Origin of the sequence: Mesorhizobium sp. M2A.F.Ca.ET.043.05.1.1 (assembly GCF_003952445.1) — a bacterium.
GTDB lineage: Bacteria > Pseudomonadota > Alphaproteobacteria > Rhizobiales > Rhizobiaceae > Mesorhizobium.
Genome location: NZ_CP034446.1, coordinates 5,859,245 through 5,879,812, shown reverse-complemented (window position 1 = coordinate 5,879,812; position 20,568 = coordinate 5,859,245). Strand labels below are relative to the sequence as shown.

Below are 20,568 nucleotides of genomic sequence, written 5' to 3'. Positions count from 1 at the left end.
AAGCGCGCCGTCTCGATTCCATACCGAGCAGAGCGCTTAAATAGGCCTCAGATACCGCTCTGGGCTGAGGTCGCGCGCGTTGATCTCCGGCACCCGGTTGGACATGATGTCGGCCAGCACCTTGGCCGAGCCGCAGGCCATGGTCCAGCCGAGCGTGCCGTGGCCGGTGTTGAGATAGAGATTGGCAACCTCGCTCAGTCCGACCAAGGGCGGTCCGTCCGGCGTCATCGGCCGCAAGCCGCACCAGAAGCTCGCCGCCTTGAGATCGCCGCCGCCGGGGAAAAGATCGCCGACCGAATGTTCGAGCGTGCGGCGGCGCGATTCATGCAGGCGAAGATCATAGCCCGAAATCTCCGCCGTACCGCCGACGCGGATGCGGTCGCCGAGCCGGGTGATCGCCACCTTGTAGGTCTCGTCCATCACGGTCGACACCGGCGCGGCCTCGGCATTGGTGATCGGCACGGTGATCGAATAGCCCTTGACCGGATAGACCGGAATGGGTCGTCCCAGCTTGCGCATGAATTGCGCCGAATAGCTGCCCAGCGCCATCACGAAGGCGTCGGCGGATTTCCATCCGCTGTCGGTGAGCACATTGGTGAGGCGGTTCCGGTTCCTGACGACTTTCCGGATGGTCGAGCCGTATTCGAAGGTCACGCCCCGCGCCACGCAGAGCTCAGCAAGCTTGTCGGTGAACATCTTGCAATCGCCGGTCTCGTCGCCCGGAAGCCTGAGGCCGCCGACGAATTTGTCGCGCACGGCGGCGAGCGCCGGTTCGGCGGCGACACAGCCGTCGCGGTCGAGGATCTCGTAGGGCACGCCGTATTTCTTCAGCACCTCGACGTCGCCGCCGGTGCCGTCGAGCTGCTTCTGCTTGCGGAAGAGCTGCAGCGTGCCTTTGGCCCGTTCGTCGTAGGTGATGCCGGTCGCCTCGCGCAGTGCCTTCAGCGTGTCGCGGCTGTATTCGGCAAGCGGCACCATGCGCGACTTGTTGAGCGCATAGCGCTCGGCCGTGCAGTTGCGCAGCATCTTCAGCAGCCAGGTCCACATATTCGGGTCGAACGCCGGCCGCACCACCAGCGGGCCGTATTTCATCAACAGCCATTTGACGGCTTTGATCGGAACGCCCGGCCCGGCCCAGGGCGAGGCATAGCCCGGCGACACCTCGCCGGCATTGGCAAAGCTGGTTTCGAGGGCCGGCCCCGGCTGGCGATCGTAGACGGTCACTTCATGACCGGCCTCGGTGAGGAAGTAGGCGGTGGTGACCCCGATGACGCCGCCGCCCAGCACGATGACTTTCATTCTATCTCCCTCAAAGGCCGTGCACGCCGAGGCGCTTTGGCTCGTTCATCTGTGTGCCGGATTTTGCGGCGCCCGCCAAGGGGCGTGGTCAGGCGCCGACGTAGCGGCGGTGAAAGCGCGCGCCCAGGCTGGTCAATATCTCGTAGCCGATGGTGCCGGCGTGGCCGGCCGCGTCGTCGACGCTTTGCGAGGGGCCGATGAGTTCGACGAGGTCCCCCTCGCCGAGCCTGCCTGCCGGAAGCGCCGAAATGTCGAGGATGATCGAATCCATCGACACGCGCCCGACGAAGGGCAAACGCACGCCCTCGAACCAGGCGGCCGAGGCGGCGCGCCGGTGCCAGCCGTCGCCATAGCCCAGCGAAATGGTCGCCAGCCTGAGCGGCCCGTCTGCCTGGTGGGTGTGGCCATAGCCGACGCCGGCGCCGGCGCCAATCTCACGCGTTTGCGCCACCTTGGCTTCCAGCCTTATCACCGGCAGCATCGGATTGGCTTCGTGGGGTGTCGGGTTGACGCCGTAGAGCGCGGCTCCGGGACGGGCAAGGTCGTAATGATAGGCAGGTCCGAGAAAGATGCCCGACGAGTTGGCCAAGGAGGCGGGCGCCGCGGGCAGCATCTTGCGCAACCGGTCGAATTCGTGCCGCTGCTTCTCGTTGGCCACCTGTTGGGGCTCGTCGGCGCGGGCGAGATGGCTCATCACGAAACGGATGTCGATGCCGTCGAAGGCGCCGGCCTCGCCCGCGACCGCCTCGACTTCTGCCGGCGCCATGCCGAGCCGGGCCATGCCGCTGTCGACCTGGATGGCGGCAGGCAGGCTCCGGCCCGCGCCCCGCGCGGCTTGGCGCCAGGCTTTCAGTTGGATGGCGCTGTTGACGACAGGGCAAAGTCCGGCCGCCAGGGCTTCCGGCTCCGAACCTGGCGGTAATCCGTTCAGCACGAAGATATCAGGTTCGGGACCGGTCGCCCTACGCAGCGCGATGCCCTCCCCGGGCAGCGCGATAAAGAAGATGTCGCAGCCCTCTTTCGCCAGCGCCGCCGCCACTTGGGCGGCGCCAAGCCCATAGCCGTCGGCCTTGAGCACCCCGGCGCAGCGAACGCCGCCCAGCCGCGCCTTCAACCGGCGATAGTTTTCCCGGATGGCGCCGAGGTCGATCGTCAGGATCGCACCGGCGGCGGCCTCGCTGACCGGCTGACCGCCGGTCGCGTGTCCCGTCAAAGCACGGCTGGCGTCGTCATCCATGGCGACTTCCCATCATTACGTCGAGCAACCGCTCTGAGGCTGTCGAGATTCAGGTTAGGCCGAGTCGAAAATGGTGGCTTCCGAGAACCGGAGCGCAGCGTACTTGAAGTACGTGAGCACCGGAAGCGCAGGAGGCCGCCATTTGCAGGCCGGCCTCACCTGAATATCGACAGCCTCAGGGAGCAAGATGCTCGAATGCCGCCACCACCTGCTCATAAACCTTGCGCTTGAACGGCACGATCAGCTCGGGCAGCTCGCGCATCGGCCGCCAGGCCCATTCGTCGAACTCGGCCGTGTGGCCGCCGGGCGGCGGATTGATCGCGATCTCGCTTTCGTCGCCTTCAAAACGGTAGGCGAACCATTTCTGCGTCTGGCCGCGATAGCGGCCCTTGAAGGCGACGCCGACCAGATGCGGCGGCAGGTCGTAATTGATCCAGCGCGGCGCCTCGGCAAGCAGCGACACGCTGCGCATGCCGGTTTCCTCATAGAGCTCACGGCCCGCGGCCTCGATCGGCTCCTCGCCCTTGTCGATGCCGCCTTGCGGCATCTGCCAGAGCTGCGTCGTGCCGGCGAACTCGCTGTCCGGCTCGGCGATGCGGTGTCCGACCCAGACCAGGCCGGCTCTGTTGAGGATCATCAGCCCGACGCAGGGACGGTAAGGCAGCGTTTCGGGATCGATCGTCTTGGCCATGAGTCAGCGTTCCAGGATTGAATGCAGCGAGGCGGGTAGCGTTAGCCCTTTTGCGGATCGATCGCCACAGCCGAGATCGGCACGATCTCGATGCCGCGCTTCTTCGCCTCAGTGATCCACGACGTGACCGTGTCGACGGTGATGTCGAAAGCCGAACCGATGCCGACCGCCGAGCCCTTGGCCCGCGCCGTGGCTTCCAGACTGTCCAGCTTCTTCAGGATCTCCCCGCGGTCCTGCACGGCATCGATCGCCATGTCGCCGGCGACGAACGGCACGCCGTCCTTCAGCGCCAGGTCAGGCGCGACGCTGCGCGAGGATGAGCCGTCATCGATATAGGCCAGCCCCCGCTTGCCGAGCTCGGCCATGAAAGGCTCCATCGCCGAGGCGTCGGCCGAGAAGCGCGCGCCCATATAGTTCATGACTCCAGTATAGTTCGTGGTCCTGGACAGCGCCCAATGCAGGCTCTTCAGGTTCTCGTCCGGGCTAGCCGACACCGTCAGCGTGTTGCGGCCGGGATTGACGTTGGGATAATCGAACGGCTCTAGCGGCACCTGCATGACGATCTCATGCCCGCTCTGCCTCGCCGCCTGCATCCATCGGCCGATGCTGTTGCCCTGCGGCGCGAAGGCGAGCGTCACTTCGGCCGGCAGCTTGGCGATGGCGGCTTGCGTGCCGGTCTGCGAGACGGCGAGCCCGCCAATGACGATCGCCACCCGCGCGCCGCGCGCCCCCGACCACGGCCGGGCATAGACGTCGAAGGGCCGCCTGCCGTCGGCGGAGCGGATCGGCAGCGGACCCGTGTCGCTGGCTTCGATCAGCGCCCTGTCCGGGATATGCGCGACCTTGAGGTTCTGGCCAAGCGTCGACGGATCGCGAATGACGATCGCCGCTTTCGGCGGGCTGTCGCCTTCCTCGGTCTGGACGTGGATGATCTGCGGCCCGCCGCTCTTCATCGGCGTGCTGGCCTGCGGCGTCGCGGCCGCAACCGGAGCCGGCGACGGTGCGGGTGTGGCGGGAGCAGCGACCACCTTCGGCGTGGAAACCGCCACGTCTTGCGGTTTACGGAACGGCTTGTCGCGCAACGCGATGGCGCCGGAAACGCCGATCACGGCTAGCACGGCCAGCACAGCGGCAAGCGTGCCGCCGCTGATGCCGCGCGAAGCACGCCGCTTGGGCTGGAGCTTCTGTCCAAGCGGGCGTTCGATGTCCTTGCCGATGTCTGCCAAGTTAAGTTCCCAACACGCCGTCACGTTAAACGTGAAATCCTGCGCAATCCTCGGCGCGATACCCCAGACGCGTGGCGCCTAACTCTTTGTTTTTACGCAATTCCGGACGAAAAACCGCTCACACTTTTCCTGGAATTGCTCTGGCCGCGGTCCCCGAATCAAACTGCCGGAACCTCGCGGTCCCGGCAGCATCGCATTGCTTCGCTTGGCCGGCCAGAGCCTTGCCCCGGCCGTGACGGCCTTACTGGTTCAGCACGGCCTTGTCCGGGTTCGGCGGGAAGGCCGGGTCGGTCTTCTCGCCGCGCAGCAGCTGCTCGGCATAGATCAGCTGCAGATCGTCCTTCGGATCCGGCGGCACATAGGCGGCCGACCCAGAACCGGTCGAGCTCTCGTCGGCGCCCTTGATGTGGCCCTTGAGGTCGGATTCGCCACGGGTCAGATCGCGGCCCTGCAGGTCCGGCGGCAGCGGCTGGTCGACCTTGATGTCGGGCGTGATGCCCTTGCCCTGGATCGACTTGCCCGACGGCGTGTAATAGAGCGCTGTCGTCAGCCGGAGCGCGCCATTCTCGCCGAGCGGGATGATGGTTTGCACCGAGCCCTTGCCGAAGGACTGCGTGCCGACCACCGTGACGCGGCGCAGATCCTGCAGCGCGCCGGCGACGATTTCCGAGGCGCTCGCCGAACCGCCATTGACCAGCACGATCATCGGCTTGCCGTTGATGTCGTCGACCTGCTTCGGCTTGGCGTCGAAGCGGGTGACGTCCTTCGGATCGCGGCCGCGCGTCGAAACGATCTCGCCGCGCTTGAGGAAGGCGTCCGACACGCTGACCGCCTGGTCGAGCAGGCCGCCCGGATTGAGGCGCAGGTCGAGCACATAGCCCTTCAGCTTGTCGTTCGGCACCTGCTTCTTGATGTTCTCGATGGCGTTCTCGAGATCGTCATAGGTCTTCTCGGTGAAGGAGGTGATCTTCATGTAGCCGATGTCGTTCTCGACCCGGTACTTCACCGCCTTGACCTTGATGATGTCGCGCACCACCGTCAGCTCGATCGGCTTGTCGGCGCCCTGGCGCAGGATGGTGAGCTTGATCGGCGTGTTGACCGGCCCGCGCATCTTCTCGACCGCGTCGTTGAGGGTCAGGCCGCGAACCTCCTCGCCGTCGATCTTGGCGATGTAGTCGCCGGCAAGCACGCCCGCCTTGGCGGCCGGCGTGTCGTCGATCGGCGTGATCACCTTGACGAGATCGTTCTCCATCGTGACCTCGATACCGAGGCCGCCGAACTCGCCCTTGGTCTGCACGCGCATGTCCTGCGCCTGCTCGGCGTTCATGTAGGAGGAGTGCGGGTCAAGCGAGGCCAGCATGCCGTTGATGGCGTTCTCGACCAGCGACTTGTCGTCCGGCGGCGTCACATAATTTGCGCGCACGCGCTCGAAGATGTCGCCGAAGATCGCCAGCTGCTTGTAGGTTTCCGAACCCGCAGCGTTCGCCGCCGAGCCCGGTGTGCCGTAGACCAGGCTCATTGCCGATGCGCCCATCAGCGCGCCGGCAAACAGAAGCGACAGTTTCCGCATCATTTCACGTCCTTCCAGAGAATCGATCCGCCCACCATGGGGCTGGATCGACGGGTTTTCCATCCTTGCGGAACTCTACATAGAGTTCCGACGTCGAATTTTCATTCCGCGAGGCCGAGGTGCTTGCCACCCGGGCCTCTCCCATCGCGCCGATCGGCTCTCCCGCGAGCACCGACTGTCCCGTCGCGACGCTGATTCTGCTCATCCCCGCCAGGACGACATGATACCCATCGCCCGCATTGAGGATCAAGAGTTGACCATAGGAGCGAAACGGCCCCGCATAAAGCACGTTTCCATCCGCCGGTGCGGTGACGATGGCCCCCGATTGTGTCGCAACCATGTCGCCCTGCATCGCCGCGCCATTGCCATCATCGGTGCCGAAACGCCGCTTGATCTTGCCGATGACCGGCAGCGCGATCTGGCCTTGCAGGGCCGAAAACGGCGCCGATCCCGTGAGGCGGTTGGCCTCGGGCACCGGCAGCGCGGCAAGCTCGGTCGTCGAGGCCGTCGTGTCGCTGTCGGTCGATTTCCGTTCGCCCGCCTTGGCCTGGTCCTGCGCCTTGCGCGCCTTGTCGGCTTCGAGCGAAGCGATCAGGTCCTTGAGACTGCTCGCCTTCGCCGCCAGCTCCTGCGAGTGCCGTTGCTCGGCCGCCATCGCGGTCTGGGTATCGGCCTGCAGCTTCTTCTTGGCCTCGAGCAGCATGGTGAGCCGCTTCTTCTCCGCCGTCTGGTCGGTGACGGCGGCGGTGAGTCGCGCCCGTTCCGCCTCGATCGAGGCTGTAACCCTGGTCTGCTCCTTGAGATCGGCCATCAGCCTGTCGGTCTGCTGGCGCAGTTCCGGCACGACAGCGCCGAGCAGGATGGCGCTGCGCACCGACGACAGCGCGTCCTCGGGCTTGACCAGGATCGCCGGCGGCGGATTGAGCCCCATGCGCTGCAGCGCGCCGAGCACCTCGGCCAGCACGTCGCGCCGCGAAATGAGCGAGGCGCGCAGCTTCTGCTCCTCGTCCTTCAGCCCTTCGAGCTTGGCGCCGATATCCTCGATGTCCTGGCCGAGCTTCTGCTCGGTCATCGCCGACTGGATCAGCGCCGCGGTGATCGAGGCATAATCCTTGCGCACTGAGGCGATGTCGGCGGCAAGCTTGGCCAGCCGCTCCGATGACAGCGTGATCTCCTTGGAGACCTGCTCGTATTCGGCCCGGCTCTGATCGGGATCCGGCGCCGCGTCCAGCGTGTTCTCGGCCGCCCGGACCGGCCCGAGCGCGACCACGGCGGCGACAAGGGTCAAGCCGCAGCGGCTGCGCCAGGTGCGCGTGATCGGGTACCAGCCTTCAGACATCAGGCCTCTAACCTATCCGCCGCTTCGTTAACGAACCATCAACCATGTTGGAAGCGCCCTACTCCAGCAGTGATGTTCAGCCTTTGAGGCGAAAATCCGAGCCGGGATAAGCAATCCCCAGCTTTTGGAGATGGCAAGCGCTCCTCACGACCGATGATAGGGATGACCCGCCAGGATCGTGGCAACCCGGTAGAGTTGCTCGCCCAGCATCACGCGCACCAGCTGGTGCGGCCAGGTCAGCGCGCCTAAGGACAGCACAAGGTCGGCCTGCTCGCGCAAGACCTTGTCATGACCGTCGGCGCCGCCGATGGCGACGACCAGCGCCTTGCGGCCGGCGTCGCGCAATTGGCCGATGCGGGCGGCAAGATCCTCCGACGAAAGCGACTTGCCGCGTTCGTCGAGCAGGATCAGAACGGTTCCGGCTTGCAACTGGGCCTGCAGCTTCTGGGCTTCCTCGCGGCGGCGCTCGTCGGCGTTCTGTCCGCGGCTCTCGGGGACCTCGACAATGCCGGCAAATTCCAGCCCGACCGGGGGCCCGCTCTTCGAAAAGCGCTTGAAATAGCGGTCGGCGAGTTCTCTCTCGGGGCCGGTCTTCATCCGGCCCACGGCATGAACGGTGATCTTCATCCTCGCCCCGGCGAGCTTGTCTAGCGCACACCGTGATGGTTCACGGCACGCGGATCAAGGCTCAGTGCAAGGTCTCTTCCTCGAGGTCCGGCGCCTGCCACATCTTTTCGAGATTGTAGAATTCGCGGACTTCGGGGCGGAAGACATGGACGATGATGTCGCCCGAATCGATCAGGACCCAGTCGGCGCTGGCCAGCCCCTCGACGCGCGCATTGCCGAGACCGGCATCTTTCAGCGCCTTGAGGAGATGATCGGCGACAGCCGAGACATGACGGTGCGATCGACCCGAGGCGATGACCATATAGTCGCCGAGGCTCGATTTTCCCTGGATGTCGATTGAGACGATGTTTTCGGCCTTGGAGTCTTCCAGACTGGCAAGGACTGTGTCGAGGGCGAGGGTCGCGGCGGCGTTGCCGCTGATCCCGGCCGGCGAAGGCATGATATCAGCCTTCTTCCGCAGTGCTGTTCTCAGTGTGTTTCCTTTCCCAACAAGAACAACCAAATCACCATGCAAATCAGGTGACACCACTTAGATAGGCAGAGTTCCATTGCACTTTCAAGACGACGGCCCCTTTTGCCTGGGCCGCGCCTGGTCCGGATCGCCGTTTTAGCAGTGTCTGAAAAGCGGGAACTGATCCCGGATGCGTGGGTTATCGGCGCACCGACCAACGGGATCCCTGCCATGCCCACCGACCCGCAAAGCGCCCTCATCACCATCCAGGCCGGGCTCGCGCAGCTCAGCACCTTGATCGTTTCCTATTCCTTCTCGGCCATCGGCGCCGTGATCCTTTTGGTTGTCGGCTATCTGGTCGCCGGGCTTGCCGAACGCTCGATCTATGCCGGCCTCGGCCACATCCACGGCTTCGACGAGACCTTGCGGCACTTCTTCTCGCAGGTCGTGCGCTACGCCATCCTGATCCTCGTCGTCATCATGGTGCTTGGCCAGTTCGGCGTGCAGACGGCCTCCATCATCGCCGCGATCGGCGCCGCCGGCCTCGCTATCGGGCTGGCATTGCAGGGCACGCTGCAGAACATTGCCGCCGGCATCATGCTCCTGGCGCTGAGGCCCTTCCGCATCGGCGAGAATGTCGAGGTCGGCGCGATTGCGGGCACCGTCGAGGAGATCGGCCTCTTCGCCACCAAGCTGCGCACCGCCGAAGGCGTCTACATACTGGCGCCCAACTCGACTTTGTGGAACCAGCCGGTGCGCAACTTCACCCGCAACGGCGTGCGCCGCACCGACGTGACCTTGAGCATCGGTTCGTGGAACGATATCGACCGCGGGCAGAAGACGCTTCTTGCCATCGCCGGCGCCGAAAGGCGCATCCGGCGCGAACCGCCTCCGATCGCCTTCATCGCGAGTGTCGGCGACGCGACGGTTTCGCTCACCCTGCGTTACTGGACATCGGCCGCCGACTATTTCTCGACCCAGATCGACATGACCAAGCGCGCCAAGCAGGCCTTCGACAGCCAAGGCATCTCGATCCCGCTACCGCCGCCGGAAGTGCCGGCGCCGGAAGCGCGCAAGCAGTAGCCGGCTCAATCCTGGCGGGGCTTATCGTCCGGCGTGAAGGCGAGCTCCACCGGCAGCGGCGTCTGCGCCGACATCGGCGCGAAACTGCCGCTTGTGGCCGCGGGTGTCGGCCGGCCCGCCGTCACGCGCCACAGCACGAACAGGCAGAAGGCCGACGCAATCACGATGCCGACATAGATAAAGGTCGCGGTGCCGAAGACGGCGGAAAGCGCCGTAACGATGCCGGGCACGATGAAGCCGGCCAGCGACCAGGCAAACAGCATCGAGCTCGACAGCGCCAGAAGCTCGTCCTTGGCGGCGCGGTCGGCGGCATGCGCGCTGGACAGCGCGTAGATCGATTCCGACGCCCCGTCCCAGATCAGATAGATCACCACCAGCGCCATCAGCGCGCCGCCGTCGAAGACGATGGCAAGGACACTGGCGACGGTCGCCAGCGCCGCAGCGCCGGCCAGCACGTAGCGCCGGTCGGTGCGGTCGGAAATCCAGCCGAGCGGAATCTGCAGGATCAGCGTGCCGACCGGCATCGCCGACAACAGCAGCGCCACATCGGCCTGGCTGTAGCCCTTGGCTGTGGCGTGGATCGGCGCGAAGCCGGAAACGATCATCGACAGGCCGCCGACCGCCAGCATGCCGGCGACGCCGACCGGCGAGATGCGCCAGGCGCGCCGCAGCGCCACCGACGCCGCCTGCGGCGCCGGCGGCTGCGCAAGCCTGGTCATGCCGACCGGCAGGATGGAAAGAGCGGTGAAGGTGATGCCGATCAGCGACGCGGCCGCCGAGTGGATGTCGACCAGGGCGAGCGTCGCGTAACCCACGCCCAGCCCGGCAATATAGGCGACATAGAACACCGCCATCACCCGGCCGCGGATCGAATTCGGCAAGGCATCGTTCAGCCAACTCTGTGCGACGATGAACAGTCCGCAGATGGAGAAGCCGTAAAGCGCCCGCGCGGCGATCCACAAAAGCGGGATCGGCCCGGCGCCGATCGCCGCGTTGGAAAGCGCGATCAGCGCCGAAAGCACCATGAAGGCGCGGGCGTGGCCGACGCGCCGAACCAGCGGCCCGGTCAGGATGCAGCCGGCGAGCCCGCCGGCCGAAAGCCCGGTGACGATCAGCCCGGCCCAGGTCGGGTCGAAGCCATCGGCGCCGAGCCGCACCGGGATATAGGCAAACATCAGCCCATTGCCGATCGCCATCAGCGCCATCGACACGATGACGCTGGCAATGGCGATCAGCGGCGCCGGTTGTTCGGCGCGGACGGCCTCGGTCTTGGTGGGGGTTTTCTCCAGCATCGCTTGTCAGCATCGCTTACCGGAGAGCAAAAGGCCGCCGCAAAAGCGACATCGCACGCCTTCCCTTCCCCCCTTGTGGGGGAAGGTGGATTGCCGCGAAGCGGCAAGACGGATGAGGGGTGTTCCAGCGGGGCGAGACGCCGGCGATTATGGCTTTGGACGAGCGCGTTGGCCAAGCCGGAGCACCCCTCATCCGTCTCGGCGCTGCGCGCCGATCCACCTTCTCCCACAGGGGGAGAAGGGAAAATCAGCGCTCAGCCCTTCGCGGCCTTGCGGATCGCCGTGGACGACAGCGACGAGCGCGGTCCGTGGATGAAGGTCCAGGCCGGCGCCTGCATGCGGGCAAGCAGGGGCGCGTCGCCCTCGTCGATGCGGGCATAGTCGAAGGTCTTGGCGACGACCGACGACAGGAAGGAGAGCGTCGCGCCCGGCCGGTCGATGACCGCGATCGGGAAGGTCAGCACGATCTCGCGCCAGCGCTGCCAGCGATGGAAGTCGCGCAAGGAGTCAGCGCCCATGATCCAGACGAAATCGACGCCCGGATTGCGCGCCTTGACCAGGGCCAGCGTGTCGGCGGTGTAGCGTACATGCTGCGCCGCCTCGAAGGCGGTGACCTTGATCCGGGGATTCCTGGTGATCTTTTCGGAAAGCTCGATGCGCTCGGCGAGCGGCGCCAGTTCCCGCGCGCTTTTCAGCGGATTGCCAGGCGTCACCATCCACCACAGCTGGTCGAGCGCCAGCCTTCTCAGCGCGATCTCGGCGACGAGCGCATGGCCGGCATGCGGCGGATTGAACGATCCGCCGAACAGGCCGACGGTCAGGCCCCTGGCGGCGTGCGGCATGCGAAAGTAACGCGAGGGAACCGTGGGCTGAAGGGACGAAAGCATGGTGCTAGGCCCCCCTCTCTGCCCTGCCGGGCATCTCCCCCTCAAGGGGGGAGATTGGATGTCGCCTTGGCTTTCGCCAATCGCCGAAGTCCAAGATCGGGCGCCGTCGGCGCAACTGCTGATCTCCCCCCTTGAGGGGGGTGAGGAGTGGTCCGCGCAGCGGACGGGAAGCCAATTGCTTGGCTTTCCGAACGACGAACGCCCGGAGCGACAGCGAAGGGCCGGGCCCGGCAGGCCAGAGAGGGGGGCCTGGGCGCAAGCTTCAGCCTCTTAAGGCAAGCGACATCAAAGCCTCACCTGTCCCGACCCGCGCACGCGGTATTTGAACGAGGTGAGTTGCTCGACGCCGACCGGCCCGCGCGCATGCATCTTGCCGGTGGCGATGCCGATCTCGGCGCCCATGCCGAACTCGCCGCCATCGGCGAACTGTGTCGAGGCATTGTGCAGCAGGATCGCCGAGTCGATCTCGTTGAAGAAGCGTTCCACAGCCTGCGCGTCCTCGGCGATGATCGCCTCGGTGTGGTGCGAGGAAAAGGTCTCGATATGCTCGATTGCGCCGGCGACGCCGTCGACCAGCTTCACCGCGATGATGGCGTCGAGATATTCCGTCACCCAGTCGGCATCGGTCGCCGGACTGGCTTCGGAAAAAGCCCGCAGCACCTCTTGGTCGGCATGGATCTCGCAGCCGGCGGCGCGCAGCGCTTCGAGGATGGGCACGAGATGCGTGGCGGCCACCGCGCGGTCGACCAGCAGCGTCTCGGCGGCGCCGCAAACGCCGGTGCGCCGCATCTTGGCGTTGACCGCGATCTTCACCGCCATGTCGAGATCGGCCGAGCGGTCGATATAGAGGTGGCAGATGCCTTCGAGATGCGCGAAGACCGGCACCCGTGCCTCGGTCTGCACGCGCCCGACCAGGCTTTTGCCGCCGCGCGGGATGATGACGTCGAGATTTCCCGAAAGCCCCTTCAGCATCTCGCCGACGGCGGCGCGGTCGGTGGTTGGCACCAGCTGGATGGCATCCTGCGGCAGGCCGGCGGCCTTCAGGCCTTCGACCATGCAGGCGTGGATCGCCGAGGATGAATTGAGCGAATCCGAACCGCCGCGCAGGATCACCGGATTGCCCGCCTTGAGGCAAAGCGCGCCGGCATCCGCCGTCACATTCGGCCGGCTCTCATAGATGACGCCGATGACGCCGAGCGGCGTGCGCACGCGCTCGATATGCAGCCCGTTCGGCCGGTCCCATGCTGCGATGACGTCGCCGACAGGATCCTTGAGCGCGGCGATCTCGCGAATGCCGTCGGCCATCGCCTTGATACGCGAGGTATCAAGCTTCAGCCGGTCCATGAAGGAGCCCGACAAACCGGCCTCCTCGCCATTCGACATGTCGATGGCGTTGGCCTCGAGGATCGCCTGCTCGTTGCGCAGGATGGCGTCGGCCATAGCGGCGAGCGCGGCATTCTTGGCCTTGGTGGAAGCGATAGCCAACGGTCGGGCGGCTGCACGGGCGCGGCGGCCGATATCGGCCATCAGCACAATCGTGTCTTCGCCGGATTTTTCATGCAGCTTCAGCATGGTCATCCTCCGCCCGTCGTCGTTCAATTCTTAGTCGTCGGCCAATACGTGGTCGCCGGCGACGCTTACCACAAGGTCGTCGCGATGGATCATCGCCGAACGCGCCTCATAGCCGAGCACATTTTCGATCTCGGCCGTCTTCAATCCCGCGATCCTTACGGCATCGGCGGCATCATAGGCAACAAGGCCGCGCGCGATCTCGCGGCCCTCGGGCGACAGGATCGCCACCGTGTCGCCGCGCGAGAAATTGCCGCTGACCAGCTTCACGCCCGCCGGCAGCAGCGACTTGCCCGATTTCAGCGCGCCGATGGCGCCGGCGTCGACGGTGAGCCGGCCGGCCGGCTCGAGCTGCCCGGCGATCCAGGTCTTGTAACCCTTCACCGGATTGGCGCTCGGCTTGAAGAAGGTCGCGCGCTCGCCGCGCTCGATCGCCATCAGCGGCGACAGCCTGGTGCCCGAGGTGATGATCATCGCCGTGCCGGCGGCATTGGCGATCTTGCCGGCGTCGAGTTTTGTCCGCATGCCGCCGCGCGACAGCTCGGACGCGGCGGCGCCCGCCATCGCCTCGATGTCGGGCGTGATCCGATCGACCACCGGGATGAATTTTGCTCCCGGGTCCTTGGCCGGCGGCGCCGTGTAGAGCCCGTCGATGTCGGAGAGCAGCACCAGAAGGTCGGCACCCATCATCGTCGCCACCCGCGCCGCCAGCCGGTCATTGTCGCCGTAGCGGATTTCCGAGGTGGCTACCGTATCGTTCTCGTTGATGACCGGCACCGCCTTCATCTTGAGCAGCGTCGAGATCGTCGCGCGCGCGTTTAGATAGCGGCGGCGTTCCTCGGTGTCGCCGAGCGTCAAAAGGATCTGACCGGATTTCAGCCCGTCCTTGCCGAGGGCATCCGACCAGGCGCCGGCAAGCGCGATCTGGCCGACGGCGGCCGCCGCCTGGCTCTCCTCAAGCTTCAGCGCGCGCTTGCCGAGGCTGAGAATGGTGCGCCCAAGCGCGATCGCGCCAGAGGAGACGACGAGCACTTCCGCGCCGGCATTGGCGAGCACTGCGATGTCGTCGGCAAGCGAGGTAAGCCAGTCGCGCTTCAAGCCCGTCGCGCGGTCGACGAGCAGCGCCGAGCCGATCTTGACGGTGATACGCCGGTACGATTTCAGCGATTTCATGGGTTTTGCCAACGCGTCTCGACGGGAGCCGGAACGGCGTCCCGCGATTCGGCGACGACCGCCATCAGCGCGCGCAGCACCGCCTCGACGCCTTCGCCGGTGACGGCCGACAGAAGCAGCGGCGCGCGGCCGGCGGCGCGCCTCAGCGAGGCCGCCTTCTTCTTGCGGGCGTCCGCGTCGAGGATATCGATCTGGCTGAGAGCCACGATCTCGACCTTGTCGGTCAACCCATGGCCATAGGCCTCGAGCTCGGCGCGCACCGTCTTGTAGGCCTTGCCCGGGTTCTCCTCCTGCGCCGAGACCAGATGCAGCAGCACGCGCGTGCGCTCGACATGGCCGAGGAAGCGATCGCCGATGCCGACGCCCTCATGCGCGCCCTCGATCAGGCCTGGGATGTCGGCCAGCACGAATTCGCGGCCGTCGATGCGGGCGACGCCGAGGCCGGGATAGAGCGTGGTGAACGGATAGTCGGCGATCTTCGGCTTGGCCGCGGTGACCGCCGCCAGGAAAGTCGACTTGCCGGCATTGGGCAGCCCGACCAGGCCGGCATCGGCAATCAGCTTGAGTCTGAGCCAGATGCTGAGCTCCTCGCCAGGCAGGCCGGGATTGGCGCGCCGCGGCGCCTGGTTGGTCGAGGTCTTGAAATGCTGGTTGCCGAAGCCGCCATTGCCGCCCTTGGCCAGCAGGAAGCGCTGGCCGACCACGGTCAGGTCGCAGATCAGCGTCTCATTGTCCTCGGCGAAGATCTGGGTGCCGGCCGGCACTTTCAGCGTGATGTCGGCGCCCTTGGCGCCGGTCATGTTGCGGCCCATCCCGTGCATGCCGGTCTTGGCCTTGAAATGCTGCTGGTAGCGATAGTCGATCAGCGTGTTCAGCCCGTCTACCGCTTCCGCCCAGACATCGCCGCCTCGCCCGCCGTCGCCGCCATCCGGGCCGCCGAACTCGATGAATTTCTCGCGCCGGAACGACACCGATCCGGCGCCGCCGTCGCCGGAACGTATGTAAACCTTGGCTTGGTCGAGGAATTTCATCGGATTTTCAAGTTTCTGCTGATGCCCATGAGCGATTGCTCTAAGGCATGCCTTAAACCAAGGCGGAGCTAAGGGCGAGGCCCGTTTTGCGACTAAAGCGCCTGATGCCCTTTAGCCGGGGACGCGGTAGCACTGTCGCGGGGAGTGCTGGAGGGGCACGGGAATGAAGATCGTCACCTACAACATCCAATACGGCATCGGCCTCGACGGTAGATACGATGTCGGGCGCATCGCCGACGCGGTGCGCGGCGCCGATGTCGTCGCACTGCAGGAAGTGACCCGCAACAACCCGCGCAACGGCGACCGCGACATGGTGGCCGAGATCAGCGAGGCGCTGCCCGATTATTTTGCCGCCTATGGCAGCAATTTCGAGGTCAATATCGGCTCGCGCCTGGAGAACGGCCGGGCCATCTCGACGTCCTTTCAGCTCGGCAACATGGTGCTGTCGAAGACGCCCATTCATCTGTCGCGCAATCTCCTTCTGCCGCGCAGCCGCAGCCTCGAGACCATGAACTTTCAGCGCGGCGCGCTGGAGGCGCTGATCGAGACGCCGCTCGGCTTCATCCGCTTCTACTCCACCCATCTCGATCACCGCAGCCCGGTCGAGCGCCAGGGTCAAATCCGTTTCCTGCGCCAGCGCCTCCTGAACTATGCGCTGGAAGGCGGCGGCCTGTCGGGCATTCCCGAGATCGGCCTTCCGGACCTGCCCTATCCGGAAGCCTTCATCGTCATGGGCGACTTCAACATGCTGCCCGGCTCGCCCGAATATGTCGAGCTGGCCGGCCGGCCGGATCATGAGTTCGGCATGCCGCTGACCGCCGACCTCGCCGTCGATGTCGCCCAGCGTCTGGCGGTCGCCGACCTCGTCACCTGGGTGGATCCTGAGCGGCCCGACGACAAGAGCCGCCACAAATGCATCGACTACATCTTTACCAGCGCCTCGCTCGCCAGATCGCTGCAGCGCCTGTGGTCCGACCGGGACGCCATCGGCTCCGACCACCTCCCGCTCTGGGCCGAACTGGACTGAGTCGCGGTACTCCCCCTCATCCGGCCGCTTCGCGGCCACCTTCTCCCCCAGGGGAGAAGAGGTTGGCGCCGGCGCTCGCCTGCTCCTCTCCCCTTGGGGAGAGGTCGGATTGCCCCGAATTGCCCTTCGCAATTCGGTTGGCAATCCGGGTGAGGGCGCGCCGCTCCACCTTCCGAAGCACCGATCAATAGTGGATCCAGTTGCGGAGACTGTTCCACGTCTTGCGATCCAAGCGATAACGCTCGACAGGCACCTGGCCGGCGACGATCGAATTCAGCATGCCCTGGCCGGCATACTGGAAGCCGCATTTGTGGATCACCCGCCGCGAGGCCGGATTGATCACCCGGGTCGAGGCATGCAGCACCTGGATCGAGGTCCGCTGGAAGGCGAGGTCGACCAGCGCATGCGCGGCCTCGGTGGCGTAGCCGCGCTTCCAAAAAGGCTCGCCGATCCAGTAGCCCAGCTCCAGGCCGCGATCGGTCGTGTTCAGGCCGGCGCAGCCGACGAAAGTGTCGCTGTCCCTGAGCGTCAGCGCATAGACGATGCCGGCGCGCCGCGACGCCGCCATGGCAAGGAAGGTGCGGCCCTCGGCCTCGCCATAGGGATGCGGCATGCGGGCCAGCATTTCGGCGACATGTCGGTTGTCGGCAAGCGTGACGAGTTGCTCGAGATCGCTCTCGCGCGGGGCGCGCATGACCAGCCGCTCGGTGGCCAGCGCCGGGCAATCGATCGCATAACTTTCGTCTTCGGTGTCTTCCGCTTCGGCAACCATTTTAGTCCTCCAGGGCAAGAAAAATGAAAAAGGAGAGAGGGCGAGCCCATCTCTCCTGATCCTTTTCCTGGCCTGGCCAGACACCGGCTCCCGAGATGGGCGCCGGTGTTATGGTGCGGAACCGGCTACTCCGCTGCTTTGGTAATCGGGTTCACCGATACGTAGGTTCGGCCGTTGGCTTTCTTGTTGAAGGTGACTGCGCCAGCTTCGAGCGCAAAAAGGGTGTGGTCCGTGCCCATGCCAACATTGGTGCCCGGATGCCATTGCGTGCCGCGCTGACGAATGATGATGTTGCCGGCGATGACGGCTTCGCCGCCGAACTTCTTCACGCCCAGACGCTTGGAGTGCGAATCGCGACCATTGCGCGACGAACCGCCAGCTTTCTTGTGTGCCATTTGACTAACTCCGATGCGCCCTGAGGCGCTTGAATGGTCTTATGAACGCGTTCGCGTTCCGTTTCAAGTCCGTACCGGCGACGATCGTCGCCGGAAAAATTACTTCTTCGCCAGTTCCTTGGCCTGCTCGCGCCAGTCCTTGATCTGGTCGGCGCTGAACGGCATGTGCTCGTCGATCTTGGCGACATCCTTGTCGGTGAGCTTGGCGAGCTGCGCGAAGGTGATGATGCCCTGCTCGGCGAGGTCCTTCGCCGCCACCGGGCCGATGCCCTTGATCACGGTCAGGTCGTCCGGCTCGCCCTTCGGCGCCTTGAACAGCGGCGCGGCCTTTGCCTCTTCGCCGGAAGCGGCCTCGGCCTTGGTTTCCTTCTTGGCCTTCGGCTCCTTCGCAGCCACCTCGGCCTTCGCCTCGGCGGCGACTTCAGCCTTCGCCTCTGCCTTGGCTTCCGGCTTCGCGGCAGCCTTCTTCGACGGCTTGGCGCCACCCAGCAGGATCTCGGCGATCCGGACGGTGGTCAGAAGTTGGCGGTGGCCGATCTTGCGGCGCGAATTCTGGCGGCGGCGCTTCTTGAAAGCGATGACGGTGCGGTTCTTGCCCTGCTCGACGACTTCCGCCGTAACCAGAGCCCCATCGACGAACGGTGCGCCGAAGGTGACATTCTCGCCCTCGCCATGGGCGAGCACATTGCCGATCTCGACGATATCGCCGACCTTGGCTTCGAGTTTCTCGATCTTCAGGAGATCGTTGGCGGCGACGCGATACTGCTTGCCGCCCGTTTTGATGACTGCGAACATTTTTTGCCTTTCGCTGTTCGGTCGGCCTCGATGAACCGCCTCGGGCGGTTCGGCCGTCTTTTTGTCAGTCTGCGGGTTCAAAAAACAAGCGGCGCGGAAGAGCCTCCACGCCGAATGCGGGCTGTCCCTAACCGAAGGTTGCGTTGGAGTCAAGGCAAACAGACCTGCCCCGGACGACACGCCGAGCCATGCCGCCGGCAAAGGAGGCGGGTGCGCCGTCGCCGCTGCTTTTCGCGGAAGCTGGAATTCGCTCGAATAGGGCCTTGTAACTCCGGCAGTCAGCCGTTATCTAGTGCGCCGCGCCGGCAACGGCCGACCATGACCTCGCGGAGAGGTGGCAGAGTGGTCGAATGCACCGCACTCGAAATGCGGCATACTCGCAAGGGTATCGGGGGTTCGAATCCCTCCCTCTCCGCCATTTAGCTTCCATAATAATCGTTTCCTTTCAAAAGCTTCCTTGTTGCGCTTGACCAGCGCGAAGCGAAACTTATCTTAGACTGTGTAACAAACTGTGTAACATTAGAGAAAGATAATGCGACGTTCCGCAGCGCCAAAGCCGCATAAACGTGAAGGCATCTGGTATCTCGTCCGCAGGGTGCCGAAGGAATTCGCGGCGTTTGATCGCCGCTGCCTAGTACGCATTTCCACGGGCGTCGCCGTGGCTGACGATCCCCGCGGTGTACGGGCGCGAGATGCAGTGCAAAGCCTCGGCGCGGGGCTGGAGGCGTATTGGCGTAGACTGCGGGAAGGCCAATCCGCCGAGGCGGGGCTGCGTTTCGAAGCCGCGAGGAAGCGCGCGCGGTCATTTGGATTGGCCTATCGCTCTAACGAGGAACTAGCAGCGGGGCCGCTCGACGAACTCATGGCCCGTATCAAGCTGCTCCTCGACAAAAAATCGATCGAGGACGCGCAGGACGTCTCGGCCGTCATGGGTGGGGAGAAGCGGCCAGCGGTCCGCCTGAGCGGTCTTATCAAGGAATTCGAGACGATCGAGCAACAGAACTTGCTGACCATGTCGCCTAACCAAATCAAGAAATGGCGTAACCCCAAAAAGCGCGCAGTTGCCAATCTGGTTGGAGTCATTGGCGACAAGGAGATCGCAAGCCTCACTCGGGACGACGCAATCGCGTTCCGCGAGTGGTGGCAAAAGCGGATCGTTGAGGATGGACTTGATATCGGTACGGCCAACAAGGACATCGGCCATGTTTCGAAAATGCTGCGCGTCGTCGATCTGACTCACCAGCTCAAGCTGGAGCCGGTTTTTCGAAACCTGCGTCTTTCCGGCGCCGTCCCCGGGCAACGCGCTGCGTTCACAGCGGAGTTCATTCAGGAGAAGATACTCGCTGAAGGCGCGCTCGACGGACTCAATGACGAAGCCCGCCATCTAATCTATGTGATTGCCGATACCGGACTCAGGCTTTCTGAAGCGGCAAACCTCACCACCGAAACAATCCACCTCGATCAAGAAATCCCGCATGTGCGGGTGCGCCCCAATGGCCGTCGCTTGAAGACCGGTCATTCAGCCCGTGACATTCCCTTGGTTGGCGGCGCACTTGCAGCCATCAAGCTCCATCCGGACGGCTTTCCTCGTTATCGCGACAAGGCCGCGTCACTTTCAGCGCTCGTCAACAAGGTGCTCGCCAGCAAGGAACTTCTGCCGACTTCCGAGCATAGTCTTTATAGCCTGCGACACACTTTCGAGGACCGGCTGACGGCAGTTGAGGCGCCGGAGAAGGTAATTGCTTCTCTGATGGGCCACAAATGGATCCGGCCCAAATACGGCGCGGGACCTTCGTTAGCGCAAAAGCGCGAGTGGCTTCAAAAAATCGCTTTTACCCCGCCCGGGCGAATGTGATTGCGGCGCCATCCAGGCCTTGAGAACCAACCTCACGGCTCCAGCTGTCCGAGCCATTTAGGTTGAGCGTGGCCAGCACGCGCTGCGCTCGCTCGCGATTTCCGAGCTTCCGCCGCATTTGTTCGACCTCGTATTCCAGCCTTTCGAAGGTCGGTATATAGGCATCTCCATGCCGGATGACCAAGTAGGCGGCAACAGCTAGACAGCATTCTAGCTCCGTGGCCGATGGATCGGAAAAAGGGGCGACGC

General features: G+C 64.8%; 19 protein-coding genes and 1 tRNA gene. 4 read left to right on the top strand and 16 right to left on the bottom strand.

Translation table 11 applies throughout. From position 1 onward, the window contains the following. Nucleotides 1-36: 36 nt before the first annotated feature. From EJ069_RS28260 to rsfS, 8 genes are all read right to left on the bottom strand, one after another. Nucleotides 37-1,299 (bottom strand): D-amino acid dehydrogenase, encoded by a 1,263-nt coding sequence (locus EJ069_RS28260; protein WP_126063945.1) that lies wholly within the window; start codon nucleotides 1,297-1,299, stop codon nucleotides 37-39. A gap of 88 nt (nucleotides 1,300-1,387) precedes the next feature. Next, nucleotides 1,388-2,536 (bottom strand): alanine racemase, encoded by a 1,149-nt coding sequence (gene alr, locus EJ069_RS28255; protein ID WP_126063944.1) that lies wholly within the window; start codon nucleotides 2,534-2,536, stop codon nucleotides 1,388-1,390. Nucleotides 2,537-2,711: 175 nt separating this feature from the next. Continuing rightward, nucleotides 2,712-3,227, bottom strand: coding sequence for an RNA pyrophosphohydrolase (locus tag EJ069_RS28250; RefSeq protein ID WP_126063943.1), 516 nt, complete (start codon nucleotides 3,225-3,227; stop codon nucleotides 2,712-2,714). A 41-nt stretch (nucleotides 3,228-3,268) separates the two neighbouring features. Beyond that, the gene (locus tag EJ069_RS28245; protein WP_126063942.1) at nucleotides 3,269-4,453 is read right to left on the bottom strand and encodes a divergent polysaccharide deacetylase family protein; all 1,185 of its coding nucleotides are present in this window, start codon (nucleotides 4,451-4,453) and stop codon (nucleotides 3,269-3,271) included. Nucleotides 4,454-4,694: 241 nt separating this feature from the next. Next, nucleotides 4,695-6,026, bottom strand: coding sequence for a S41 family peptidase (locus EJ069_RS28240; protein ID WP_042645671.1), 1,332 nt, complete (start codon nucleotides 6,024-6,026; stop codon nucleotides 4,695-4,697). Nucleotide 6,027: 1 nt separating this feature from the next. Further along, the gene (locus EJ069_RS28235) at nucleotides 6,028-7,362 is read right to left on the bottom strand and encodes a murein hydrolase activator EnvC (protein ID WP_126063941.1); all 1,335 of its coding nucleotides are present in this window, start codon (nucleotides 7,360-7,362) and stop codon (nucleotides 6,028-6,030) included. Nucleotides 7,363-7,506: 144 nt separating this feature from the next. Then, nucleotides 7,507-7,989: a 23S rRNA (pseudouridine(1915)-N(3))-methyltransferase RlmH gene (gene rlmH / locus EJ069_RS28230; protein ID WP_126063940.1), complete on the bottom strand. Its 483-nt coding sequence runs from the start codon at nucleotides 7,987-7,989 to the stop codon at nucleotides 7,507-7,509. 61 nt (nucleotides 7,990-8,050) lie between these two features. Next, nucleotides 8,051-8,428 (bottom strand): ribosome silencing factor, encoded by a 378-nt coding sequence (gene rsfS / locus EJ069_RS28225; protein WP_112128543.1) that lies wholly within the window; start codon nucleotides 8,426-8,428, stop codon nucleotides 8,051-8,053. A 243-nt stretch (nucleotides 8,429-8,671) separates the two neighbouring features. Between rsfS and EJ069_RS28220 the strand changes: the two genes are divergently transcribed. Further along, nucleotides 8,672-9,523, top strand: a complete 852-nt coding sequence (locus EJ069_RS28220; protein ID WP_126063939.1) for a mechanosensitive ion channel domain-containing protein — start codon at nucleotides 8,672-8,674, stop codon at nucleotides 9,521-9,523. Nucleotides 9,524-9,528: 5 nt separating this feature from the next. Here EJ069_RS28220 and EJ069_RS28215 read toward each other — a convergent pair whose 3' ends face one another. The 5 genes from EJ069_RS28215 to obgE form a co-directional block, all read right to left on the bottom strand. Next, the gene (locus EJ069_RS28215) at nucleotides 9,529-10,815 is read right to left on the bottom strand and encodes an MFS transporter (RefSeq protein WP_126063938.1); all 1,287 of its coding nucleotides are present in this window, start codon (nucleotides 10,813-10,815) and stop codon (nucleotides 9,529-9,531) included. Nucleotides 10,816-11,069: 254 nt separating this feature from the next. After that, the gene (locus tag EJ069_RS28210; RefSeq protein WP_126064895.1) at nucleotides 11,070-11,657 is read right to left on the bottom strand and encodes a nicotinate-nucleotide adenylyltransferase; all 588 of its coding nucleotides are present in this window, start codon (nucleotides 11,655-11,657) and stop codon (nucleotides 11,070-11,072) included. 330 nt (nucleotides 11,658-11,987) lie between these two features. Then, on the bottom strand, nucleotides 11,988-13,274 hold the full coding sequence (locus tag EJ069_RS28200) for a glutamate-5-semialdehyde dehydrogenase (RefSeq protein WP_126063937.1): 1,287 nt from the start codon (nucleotides 13,272-13,274) through the stop codon (nucleotides 11,988-11,990). A gap of 30 nt (nucleotides 13,275-13,304) precedes the next feature. Then, a complete protein-coding gene (gene proB / locus EJ069_RS28195) occupies nucleotides 13,305-14,444 on the bottom strand; it encodes a glutamate 5-kinase (protein ID WP_126063936.1) in 1,140 nt (379 codons plus the stop codon). Then, on the bottom strand, nucleotides 14,441-15,475 hold the full coding sequence (gene obgE, locus EJ069_RS28190) for a GTPase ObgE (RefSeq protein WP_126063935.1): 1,035 nt from the start codon (nucleotides 15,473-15,475) through the stop codon (nucleotides 14,441-14,443). The genes proB and obgE overlap by 4 nt, the downstream gene beginning before the upstream one ends. Before the next feature lie 163 nt (nucleotides 15,476-15,638). Here obgE and EJ069_RS28185 point away from each other — a divergent pair, with 163 nt between their 5' ends. Further along, nucleotides 15,639-16,502, top strand: coding sequence for an endonuclease/exonuclease/phosphatase family protein (locus tag EJ069_RS28185; protein ID WP_126063934.1), 864 nt, complete (start codon nucleotides 15,639-15,641; stop codon nucleotides 16,500-16,502). Between the two features lie 184 nt (nucleotides 16,503-16,686). On the opposite strand, the gene EJ069_RS28180 is transcribed toward EJ069_RS28185, so the two are convergent. The 3 genes from EJ069_RS28180 to EJ069_RS28170 all read right to left on the bottom strand — a co-directional run bounded on the left by EJ069_RS28180 (nucleotide 16,687) and on the right by EJ069_RS28170 (nucleotide 18,464). Next, nucleotides 16,687-17,274: a GNAT family protein gene (locus EJ069_RS28180; RefSeq protein ID WP_126063933.1), complete on the bottom strand. Its 588-nt coding sequence runs from the start codon at nucleotides 17,272-17,274 to the stop codon at nucleotides 16,687-16,689. Nucleotides 17,275-17,399: 125 nt separating this feature from the next. Continuing rightward, entirely contained in the window at nucleotides 17,400-17,669 is a 270-nt protein-coding gene (gene rpmA / locus EJ069_RS28175; RefSeq protein ID WP_095767205.1) for a 50S ribosomal protein L27, read from the bottom strand. Between the two features lie 99 nt (nucleotides 17,670-17,768). Then, nucleotides 17,769-18,464, bottom strand: a complete 696-nt coding sequence (locus tag EJ069_RS28170) for a 50S ribosomal protein L21 (RefSeq protein ID WP_126063932.1) — start codon at nucleotides 18,462-18,464, stop codon at nucleotides 17,769-17,771. Nucleotides 18,465-18,792: 328 nt separating this feature from the next. On the opposite strand from EJ069_RS28170, the gene EJ069_RS28165 reads away from it, so the two are divergent. After that, a tRNA-Ser gene (locus tag EJ069_RS28165) sits at nucleotides 18,793-18,882 on the top strand. Between the two features lie 114 nt (nucleotides 18,883-18,996). Further along, complete coding sequence (locus EJ069_RS28160; protein WP_126057794.1) at nucleotides 18,997-20,319, top strand: integrase; 1,323 nt, start codon at nucleotides 18,997-18,999, stop codon at nucleotides 20,317-20,319. The last annotated feature ends 249 nt before the right edge of the window (nucleotides 20,320-20,568 follow it).

Bases quoted from the DNA above. Each gene is read 5' to 3' on its own strand.
- EJ069_RS28210 (WP_126064895.1), bottom strand. From the start codon at position 11,657: ATGCCGCACGCCGCCAGGGGCCTGACCGTCGGCCTGTTCGGCGGATCG.
- EJ069_RS28235 (WP_126063941.1), bottom strand. From the start codon at position 7,362: ATGTCTGAAGGCTGGTACCCGATCACGCGCACCTGGCGCAGCCGCTGC.
- EJ069_RS28240 (WP_042645671.1), bottom strand. From the start codon at position 6,026: ATGATGCGGAAACTGTCGCTTCTGTTTGCCGGCGCGCTGATGGGCGCA.
- EJ069_RS28185 (WP_126063934.1), top strand. From the start codon at position 15,639: ATGAAGATCGTCACCTACAACATCCAATACGGCATCGGCCTCGACGGT.
- EJ069_RS28220 (WP_126063939.1), top strand. From the start codon at position 8,672: ATGCCCACCGACCCGCAAAGCGCCCTCATCACCATCCAGGCCGGGCTC.
- EJ069_RS28250 (WP_126063943.1), bottom strand. From the start codon at position 3,227: ATGGCCAAGACGATCGATCCCGAAACGCTGCCTTACCGTCCCTGCGTC.
- rpmA (WP_095767205.1), bottom strand. From the start codon at position 17,669: ATGGCACACAAGAAAGCTGGCGGTTCGTCGCGCAATGGTCGCGATTCG.
- EJ069_RS28160 (WP_126057794.1), top strand. From the start codon at position 18,997: ATGCGACGTTCCGCAGCGCCAAAGCCGCATAAACGTGAAGGCATCTGG.
- obgE (WP_126063935.1), bottom strand. From the start codon at position 15,475: ATGAAATTCCTCGACCAAGCCAAGGTTTACATACGTTCCGGCGACGGC.
- proB (WP_126063936.1), bottom strand. From the start codon at position 14,444: ATGAAATCGCTGAAATCGTACCGGCGTATCACCGTCAAGATCGGCTCG.
- EJ069_RS28215 (WP_126063938.1), bottom strand. From the start codon at position 10,815: ATGCTGGAGAAAACCCCCACCAAGACCGAGGCCGTCCGCGCCGAACAA.
- EJ069_RS28170 (WP_126063932.1), bottom strand. From the start codon at position 18,464: ATGTTCGCAGTCATCAAAACGGGCGGCAAGCAGTATCGCGTCGCCGCC.
- rlmH (WP_126063940.1), bottom strand. From the start codon at position 7,989: ATGAAGATCACCGTTCATGCCGTGGGCCGGATGAAGACCGGCCCCGAG.
- EJ069_RS28180 (WP_126063933.1), bottom strand. From the start codon at position 17,274: ATGGTTGCCGAAGCGGAAGACACCGAAGACGAAAGTTATGCGATCGAT.
- alr (WP_126063944.1), bottom strand. From the start codon at position 2,536: ATGGATGACGACGCCAGCCGTGCTTTGACGGGACACGCGACCGGCGGT.
- rsfS (WP_112128543.1), bottom strand. From the start codon at position 8,428: ATGCCTTCGCCGGCCGGGATCAGCGGCAACGCCGCCGCGACCCTCGCC.
- EJ069_RS28260 (WP_126063945.1), bottom strand. From the start codon at position 1,299: ATGAAAGTCATCGTGCTGGGCGGCGGCGTCATCGGGGTCACCACCGCC.
- EJ069_RS28200 (WP_126063937.1), bottom strand. From the start codon at position 13,274: ATGCTGAAGCTGCATGAAAAATCCGGCGAAGACACGATTGTGCTGATG.